The organism is Methylocaldum sp. MU1018 (genome assembly GCF_053646775.1).
Genome location: NZ_CM132195.1, coordinates 596,338 through 605,000, shown reverse-complemented (window position 1 = coordinate 605,000; position 8,663 = coordinate 596,338). Strand labels below are relative to the sequence as shown.

Below are 8,663 nucleotides of genomic sequence, written 5' to 3'. Positions count from 1 at the left end.
GTCGACAGACATAGAGAAATCCTGTTTGGTCGTTTAAATAAAAAGCTGGAATTGTAAATCAGAGGCAGGCTTACGTCGCTCGGAATTGGCCGTGCAGTAGATTGATGTTAGGCGCTCCGCCCGGTGGACGCCGAACGTCGCCGCGAGTCCGACGAGACGACAAGCGCATGGAGAATGCGCCCGACAGCTGACCGTAAAACATTGGATGATTCAAAGGCGCAATCGATTTTTCGCTGCGGCAGACCGTTCAGCAGAGACATGGCGGCGACCTCAGTTCCGATTTTCTCCTCGGTTGGCAGTCTGCGATGCGGCCGCCGAAACAAGATCGATCGCGCATCACCAAGGCAGTCTATAGCTGGCCGCATCGAGAGTTCGTGCGGCTATAGCCTTGTCCCGGCATCCGCTTGAGTTGCAAAAATGTTCCGCCCCCGAAATAAAATCGCTAAGCTCATCAAAAACGATTTGTTTCGCATGCATAATGATCAGCGCACCTAGGATTTCCGAGGGTAGACGGATAATTTGAACAGCCCGATTCTCTACCTCGCGCCATGATCTACATCAATTTCCTCGCCCGCTATCTCGTTATCCCGGCGCTGCTGGCACTTCTCGCTTTAATTGCGCTCATCATCGAAACCAAACCCCAAGTACCGCCGAATCAGGATCCCGCGCACGAATATCTGACCAGAACCCGGCAGTTGCTCAGCACGACGGTTCAACTCACCCAAACCGATACGCCCGAACGGTTGATCGTTCTGACCGGCAACGATCTGACCGCTGCGGCCAATTTCGCTCTCCTTAAAAAGAAACTGGAAGGTCATGCCAATTGCACGATCAAGAAAAATCGGCTGAAGCTCGCCGCAACCATCCGGTTGCCTATAACGTCGATTCCGCTTTTTCTGAATCTCAGGGTTACCGCCGACGATTCCGAGCCGCACGCGACCATCAAACAGGTCAAACTCGGTAGCTTGGCCATACCCAGAATAGCGGTCAAATGGCTCTTGCATGGTTTTTTGCGCTTTACGCCGCTATTTCGATACGGCGAGGTCGGCGATCAGTTGGTAAAAAGAATCCGTATCGTCGGCGAACAGCTACAGGTGACCGTCAACTGGAACCGGGACGCATTGAGCCAAGCCAAGGGCCTGATAACGGATCTGGCCGATAAGGAGCGGTTACTGGTTTATAACGACAGGCTGGCCGAAACCATCAATCGGTCGCAACTGAAGCGATTCGTGCGACTCGGCCTGCTGATGCAAGATCTGTTTGCCCTGGCCAAAAGCCGATCCGAAAACGACAACGATCCGATCGCTGAAAACCGCGCACTCATTTTGGTCTTGAGCGCATACGTCAACGGCAAGAACATAGCGCAGTGGCTGCCATTGCATCATCCGCCCGCCGTTCCTGCCCGGCGCGCGGTACTCCTCAACCGCCGCACCGATACGGCCCAGCATTTCATGGCCTCGGCGGCTTTGGCGATGTCCGGCCATAGCACCTTGGCGAACATGATCGGCCTTGCCAAAGAATTGAATGACACTCATAGCGGAAGCGGGTTCAGTTTCACCGATTTGGCCGCCGACCAAGCCGGCACCCTTTTCGGTAAAACCGCGGTTCGTTCGGAAGACAAAGCGCGCAAGGTACAAAACATCCTGAGCCAGAGCGCCGATGAATCCTTGTTTATGCCAAACATTAAAGACCTGCCGGAAAATTTGAATCCCACCGATTTCGCTCAACGCTTTAAAGATATCCAGAGCCCCGAATTCAACGCCTTGAAGCAACAAATCGAAGAACGAATTTCGGCTTGCAGTCTGTACCAGCCGTAACCTCCGTTACGGCGCCGGCATCCAGGCTCCATCACGGATATCGCGTTTCCTGCAAGCCAAAACAAAAAAGCCAGCTCAGAGAGCTGGCTTTTACTAAACGCCGGCTATCGCGATTATTCGTAGTCGAAGGTTTTATCCGCGTAGTTCGGCAAGCGCGGCATTTCCTGCTTCGGGAATTCGCCGGTCAAGGCACTGAGGAACGCCACAAGATCACCGGTTTGCTCCGCCGTCAACTCCTTGTTCAACTGCAGTTTGGCCATGATTTTCACGGCGTCCTCCAGGCTTTTCACCTTGCCATTATGGAAGTAAGGCGCAGTCAAGGCGACGTTGCGTAGCGTCGGCACTTTATACATGTGCTTGTCCGCTTCGTTTTTGGTCACGTCATAACGCCCCAGATCCTTGGACAGGTTGTATTGAGCCTCGAGATAGCCGTTCTCGTAAACGGGAAATTTCATGAAGAAACCGGTACCCTCGGGCAGTTGCGGGCCGTTGAACGCGGGCCCCGAATGGCAACTGCCGCACCCCACTTCGGCAAAGGTATTCATTCCCCGCACCTGCTGCTCGGTGAGCGCATTCTTGTCGCCGTTGACGTATTTGTCATAAGCGCTGTTCGGAGTAATCAGAGTACGCTCGTAAGCGGCGATAGCCTTGGCGGCATTGTCGGCGGTGACGGCATCGGCACCGCCGAAAGCGGCGGCAAACGCCTGCGTATAACCCGGAATGGCCTTCAACCGGACGACGACGTCATCCCAGCTTTTCATGCCCATTTCGATCGGATTGGTGACCGGGCCTTTGGCTTGAGCCTCAAGACTCGGCGCCCGCCCATCCCAGAATTGCACCGAATTGAAGGCGGAGTTCCAAACGGTCGGAGCGCTGCGCCCGCCCACCTGTCCGCGCACGCCGACCGAGCCGCCGCGATTATCCTCGCCACCCGCCATCACATTGTGGCAAGAATTGCAGGACACCGTGCCGCTGGAAGACAAACGGGGATCGTGATAAAGCATCTTGCCCAATTCGACCTTGGCCGGCGTGCTCGGATTGTCCGCGGGCTCCGCTGCCTTGCTGGGCAAGGCTTGCCACTCGACCGCTGCCGCAGTCATCGACGCTCCGGCCAATGCGAGAGCACTGATTAGTAGATTCAGCTTAAACATAGGATGCTGCTCCTCTTTTCTTATTTGGTTTTTCGTCGACGGAAAGGCCGTCGCATCGTTCTAAGGAGATAGGGGAAAACTCTTATATTGAATTACTTTGACAATTGCAACCCGGAACGCAGGACCGGATGCCGCAGGTCGCGTCCGAACACCGGCATTCTCCAGACGACTGAAAATAACTCCGTGCTCGATCCGCTCGTACATGTCCGTGAAAGAGCGCGATCCCAGACCCCAAACCCCGTATGAAATCATAGATTACGCAGCACGCCGGAGAAGAATGAGTTCCACGCGAATCATCCGAAAAACCGGCTACAGGCGCTCACTGCCCAGCCGTCGCCATGCGACGCATGCGGACGAGCGCCGGAGCGGCGTGAATCTTGGCGCGCCGGAGATCGGCGAGAGTGTTTTGCCCGGGCCAGAGGCAAGCAATAGTCGTTCCCAAAACCCCGCCATCATCCGGCGCAGTCCGCCCGCGGCTGCCATCCGGGATTGAGCCGACTTGTCCGCCGCCTAATGTCCGGAAACTTCACCGGCGCTATTTCCGCGGATAGCGCTCCCTTCTCCGCCCCGGCCCGACAAGCTCCATGGCCGAGGGCCCAAGCACGGCCGCGGCGAGTTCCGGTCTCGCCGCCTTGTCTTGGCTTGACGGCGAATCCTCACCGACTCCCGGATCGCATCAGGCCAGGTCATATGACTCAAACCATGTGGCATTTGACGGGATTTCTCCCGACGCGGATTCACGGGCCAACACGGAACGCGGTTCGGGCGGGGCGACAGGCTTTCCGGATTGCGGCGAAAGCTTTGTCTGCGCCTTGTCGCAGCGAATCCGGAACGGTTATTGCTTCGCCTTCGTACTCGACGACTGTCGCCCATGGGGGGCGCAGAACCTCGACACAACGCCGGCCGGCGCCATGCAGACCGAGTTGCCGCCCTGCCCGCGGCTTCAATCAATGAATCGCACCCGCAGACATCGCCTCCTCGACTCGCTGCTCCGCCGCCACGGGAAGGAATTGCTGGCCTTCGCCGGGCAAAAGTCGGACCGGGAAAGCGCCGAGGATCTGGTGCAGGAGGCTTATTTGCGGCTCTTGCAACATCCCGATCTCGACGCCATCGAAAATCACAGGGCCTATCTCTACCGGATCATGTCCAATCTCGGCGCGGACCTCTTCCGGCGGCGGCAAATCCGGGGTGAAACCTTGCCCGAGGAGGACGTCGATCTCGAGGCCGTGGCCTGCCCGCGAGCCGAACCCGACGATGCCGCCGACAAGCAGCTCAGGCTTCAGCGCTGCCTGGAAGCCTTGGAGAGCCTGCCGGAAATCCATCGCCACGTGTTTCTGCTGCACCGCGTGGACGGCATGACCCATGCCGAAATCGGCGAAGCCTTGCAAATTCCCCGAAGAACCGTCGAGCGCTATTGCGCCAGGGCACTGGCCCATTGTCACAAGCACCTGACCGACGATGCGGAGTGAAGAAGTGGCGGTCCAATAGGGTCGAAACCGTCCCATTCGGTATCGCACGCGATAAACTGGACGCATGAATCACTCCCCGATCGAACCGCCGGTTCACGAACAGGCCAGCCTTTGGGCAAGCAGGCTCCATTCCGGGAATTGCTCGCCGGCGGAGCGGCGCGCGTTCCAGGACTGGCTGGAACAAAACGAGGAACACCGAAGAATTTACCGCGATATCGAGGCCCTTTGGCGGGACCTCGGCGACATCGGCACGGTCGCTGGACCTCAAGTGGCAGCCGCCCGCGCCTATCTGCAGAAGAGCCGACGCCGCCGACCGGGCCGAGCGCGCCGCCTGGCGCTGGCCGCTTCCGTTCTGCTGCCGGTAATCGCCTTTCCTTACGCCTGGACCTGGCTCCACACCGAGACCTACCGTACCGAAAAGGGCGGACACGCCCGCATCGAACTGGCCGACGGCTCGCACATCGAGCTCAACACCGACACCGAATTACGCGTCAATTATTCCTGGTCGAGCCGCACGGTGACCCTGGACCGCGGAGAAGCCCTGTTTTCGGTGGTTCACGACGCCGGCCGGCCTTTCCAAGTGCTCGCCGCCGGCGGGTGCATCCGCGATATCGGTACCCGATTCGACGTTTACCGCCAGACCGACCGGGTGTCGGTAACCGTACTGGAAGGCGAAGTCGAAGTGACCTGGGGGAACGGCGCGGCGATGCGGAACGTGTCGCCCGGACAGCGCCTCAGCTACGACCACAGCGGCCAGCCGATCGAGCTTGCCCAGGTCGACGCGGAAGACGTCGTCGCCTGGCGCGAAGGCCGCCTGGTATTCAAGGGCGAAAGCCTGGGCCGCGTGCTCGAACACCTGGGGCGCTATCACGACGTCGTCCTGCAGGCGCAGGACCCGCAGTTGCAATCCCTCAAGGTCAGCGGCACTTTCCCCACCAACGATCTCAAGCTGGCCCTCGACGCCATGGCCGGCGCCCTGCCCATCAAGATCTCCCGAATCGACGCGCATCACGTGATGCTGGAGAGCGTTGGCAAAGGGACAAAGCGGTGATTTCCTGACCCGCGAGCCCGGAAGTATCGACGCAAACGGCGTCTTCGGGAAGGGCGTGGCCGGCGCTCCCGGCCAGGCCGTTTGCGATTGGAGCGCCGAAGCCGCCCTTCCCGACGACATGTCCCGATCGAGCGCCTTTGTCGGCCAGGGATTGCCGACCGACAACCGGGCTCGATACACGCTTCGTTCGCGATCGATGCGGTTCACTTCGTTCACCGCATCCTACAATTCCGCCGCTAATCCAAACCGGAATATCGACTTCATCTAACCATTCGCCCCCCAAAACTCCCCGCCGCATCGAGCACGCGGACCGGGAAAAAATCCTCCCCGAAAAAAATCGCCGATAAAGTGGCGGTTGGTGCCTCCGAAATCAGTCTCATGAGGTAGCGATGTCATAACAACACCAAGGGGGAGTCGATGTATGCATTGGGGAAAGCCGTAACCGGCGTTTTGTTGTCCGCGGCGATGAGCCAGGCGATCGCCGGGGAACGCGAGATCAACGTCCATATTCCATCCCAGCCGCTGGGGCCGGCCGTCGACGCGCTGGCCAAGCAAAGCGGCCTGCACCTGTTCTATGCCGAGGACATCATGCGGGGTAAGACGACCCGGGGTCTGAACGGCAAGTACACGCCGCACCGGGCCGTGGAAAAACTGCTCGCCGGAACCGGGCTGGCCTATACCTTCACGGCCGAGAATGCGGTATCGATAAGGGCCGACGAAAAGCCGGACGGAATAGATCTGCCGAGAGTCGTTGTCTCCGGTGAAGCGGAATACGACACGGAGGACCCTTACAACCCCGATTACAACCGTCCCAACGCATCGACCGCCACCAAGACCGACACGCCGATCATGGAGACGCCGTATTCCATTCAGGTGGTCCCGAAGCAGGTCTTGGAAGATCAACAGGCGGTCCGAACCGAAAAGGCTTTACAGAACGTGAGCGGGGTGATCCAGTCGACGGCCAACGGCGGGGGGCAGGACTCCTTTATCATCCGCGGATTCTTCACCGATACGATTTACCGTGACGGGGTGCAAATCCCTAATCTTCAGGCAGGTCCCACGACCAAACGCGAGACTGCCAATCTGGAACGGATCGAAGTGCTCAAGGGACCGGGGTCGTTGCTGTTCGGCCGGACCGAACCGGGCGGCATCGTCAACTTGGTTACCAAGCAGCCGCTGACTTCGCCATTCTATGCACTGCAGCAGCAGTTCGGCTCGTTCGATTTTTATCGAACCACGGTGGATGCTACCGGCCCGGTCACTCAGGACGATACGCTGCTGTACCGGTTCAACCTGGCCTACGAAAGCGCCAATTCTTTCCGGGATTTTCACGACGACAACGAACGGGTCTTCCTGGCCCCGGTCCTGACCTGGAACATAGGCCCCCGGACCAGGGCGACGCTGGAGTACGAATTTCAGCATGTGGACGAGAGGCTTGACATCGGCGTTCCCCCCATCGGCGACCGTCCCGCACCGGTTCCGCGGGAACGCAGCACGGAAGATCCCCTGGCCAACCGCAATGTAATCGACCGCAACTACCTCGGTTTCCACTGGTCCCACGCTTTCAACGACGAATGGACCCTGAGCCAGCGCTTCAGCATGGACCTCATCGATCAGCCCATATTGAAAGGTTCTTACGTGGCAGGCGAAGTGAGTCCGGACGGTTCTTTCATCAGGCCCTTCTACGCCTATCCTTCGAAGTCGGACCGTTACTACACCAGCCTGAACCTGACCGGCAAGTTTTCCACCTGGGATCTGAATCACACCGTTCTGCTCGGCGGCGACTATTACCGGATGGACGACCGAGTCGACGGGCACGACCCAGAGGGTGAGAGTTTCAATATTTTCAACCCGGTCTACCTGACGCAGGCGCCGCAATTCGGCCCGACGACCTACCCGGTGAACACAACCACATCCTGGCATGGCGTCTATTTCCAGGATCAGATCGAACTGCCGTATAACGTCTTTGCGCTGGGTGGTGTCCGCTACGACAGCGCGGACATCCGCGACAACCTATCGAAAACCACCACGAGCGACAACAATCGGGTCAGCCCGCGCGGGGGCTTGCTATGGCGCCCTATCCCGGAACTCTCGCTGTACGGCAGCTACACGGAAAATTTCGGCGCCAGCAACGGCCTCGACGCCGACGGCAAGAGCCTGCCGCCGCAGACGGCTCAGCAATGGGAGACCGGAATCAAGACCGAACTCTGGGACGGGCGCTTTACCGGCACACTCGCTTATTTCGAACTGACCAAACAGAATCTTGCCGTTCCGGATCCAGCGAACCCGGTGCGATCGAGGGCCATAGGCGAGGCGGAAAGTCACGGATTGGAATTCGACGTGGCAGGCGAGCTGTTGCCCGGTTGGAGGTTGATCGGCGCCTATTCCTATCTGCCTTTTGCCAAGGTGACCGACGACGGGGCGGGCGAGAACCAAGGCAATCGCCTGCCCCTTGCGCCGCGTCATGCGGGAAGCCTGTGGAGCACCTACGAGTTTGAGGGCGGTGACCTGCAGGGGCTCAAATTCGGGGCCGGGGTGCGTGCCGTGGGGCAGAGGGAAGGCAATCCGGGGAACAGTTACCAGCTTCCGGGATATGTCACCGTGGACCTCATGGCTAGCTACGGGATTAAGGTAGGCCCGTCGAGGGTCTCGCTTCAACTCAACCTCGACAATCTCATCGACAAGACCTATTTCCTTGGCAGCAACGGCGGCAGCCACATCCAGTTCGGCGCGCCGAGGACCTTCCTCGGATCGGTAAGAGTCGATTTTTGAGGTCGGACGACACAGACATGGACAAAGGAGTTACGCCATGACCCGCAAGTTCTGGGTGCTGCTGCATCGCTACGCCGGCCTGCCGACCTCTCTGTTCCTGATCGTGGTAGGCTTGACTGGAAGCCTGCCGGCCGGAAGGACCGTGCGGAACCCGGTAGGGTGCGCTATGCGCACCGCAAACGTCAGAAGCACATCGGACGCCCCGGTGCGCGCAGCGCACCCTACCCCTTTCGTCGCCCCGAACCTCTCGCAAAGGGAGAGGGCGAATGGAATTCCGGCCGAACGCCACGGCTTTACGATCGAAGCACGTAGCCCGCATGCAGCGCAGCGGAATGCGGGAATTCCGCCGCTCCGATCAGGGCGAGGCCGGCTTAAACCGAGAAACGGCAGTCGATCGCGAAAT

General features: G+C 59.2%; 6 protein-coding genes (1 of these 6 running past the window's edge). 4 read left to right on the top strand and 2 right to left on the bottom strand.

The annotated features are described in order from the left end of the window. Window positions 1–12, bottom strand: the 5' end (the start) of a protein-coding gene (gene tyrS, locus ACWJKU_RS02855; RefSeq protein ID WP_454145579.1) for a tyrosine--tRNA ligase. Its footprint begins 1,194 nt before the window's first position; the window shows 12 of its 1,206 coding nt (coding positions 1–12); it begins with the start codon at window positions 10–12; the stop codon falls past the left edge of the window. Between the two features lie 536 nt (window positions 13–548). Here tyrS and ACWJKU_RS02850 point away from each other — a divergent pair. Beyond that, window positions 549–1,817, top strand: coding sequence for a hypothetical protein (locus ACWJKU_RS02850; protein ID WP_454145577.1), 1,269 nt, complete (start codon window positions 549–551; stop codon window positions 1,815–1,817). Between the two features lie 113 nt (window positions 1,818–1,930). Here the strand turns inward: ACWJKU_RS02850 and ACWJKU_RS02845 are convergent, their stop codons facing one another. Beyond that, window positions 1,931–2,968, bottom strand: coding sequence for a cytochrome-c peroxidase (locus tag ACWJKU_RS02845; RefSeq protein WP_454145575.1), 1,038 nt, complete (start codon window positions 2,966–2,968; stop codon window positions 1,931–1,933). A gap of 950 nt (window positions 2,969–3,918) precedes the next feature. On the opposite strand from ACWJKU_RS02845, the gene ACWJKU_RS02840 reads away from it, so the two are divergent. The 3 genes from ACWJKU_RS02840 (at window position 3,919) to ACWJKU_RS02830 (ending at window position 8,260) form a co-directional block, all read left to right on the top strand. After that, entirely contained in the window at window positions 3,919–4,437 is a 519-nt protein-coding gene (locus tag ACWJKU_RS02840) for an RNA polymerase sigma factor (protein ID WP_454145573.1), read from the top strand. Between the two features lie 64 nt (window positions 4,438–4,501). Continuing rightward, window positions 4,502–5,488 (top strand): FecR family protein, encoded by a 987-nt coding sequence (locus tag ACWJKU_RS02835; protein WP_454145571.1) that lies wholly within the window; start codon window positions 4,502–4,504, stop codon window positions 5,486–5,488. Window positions 5,489–5,905: 417 nt separating this feature from the next. Then, on the top strand, window positions 5,906–8,260 hold the full coding sequence (locus ACWJKU_RS02830; protein ID WP_454145569.1) for a TonB-dependent siderophore receptor: 2,355 nt from the start codon (window positions 5,906–5,908) through the stop codon (window positions 8,258–8,260). Window positions 8,261–8,663: the final 403 nt, after the last annotated feature.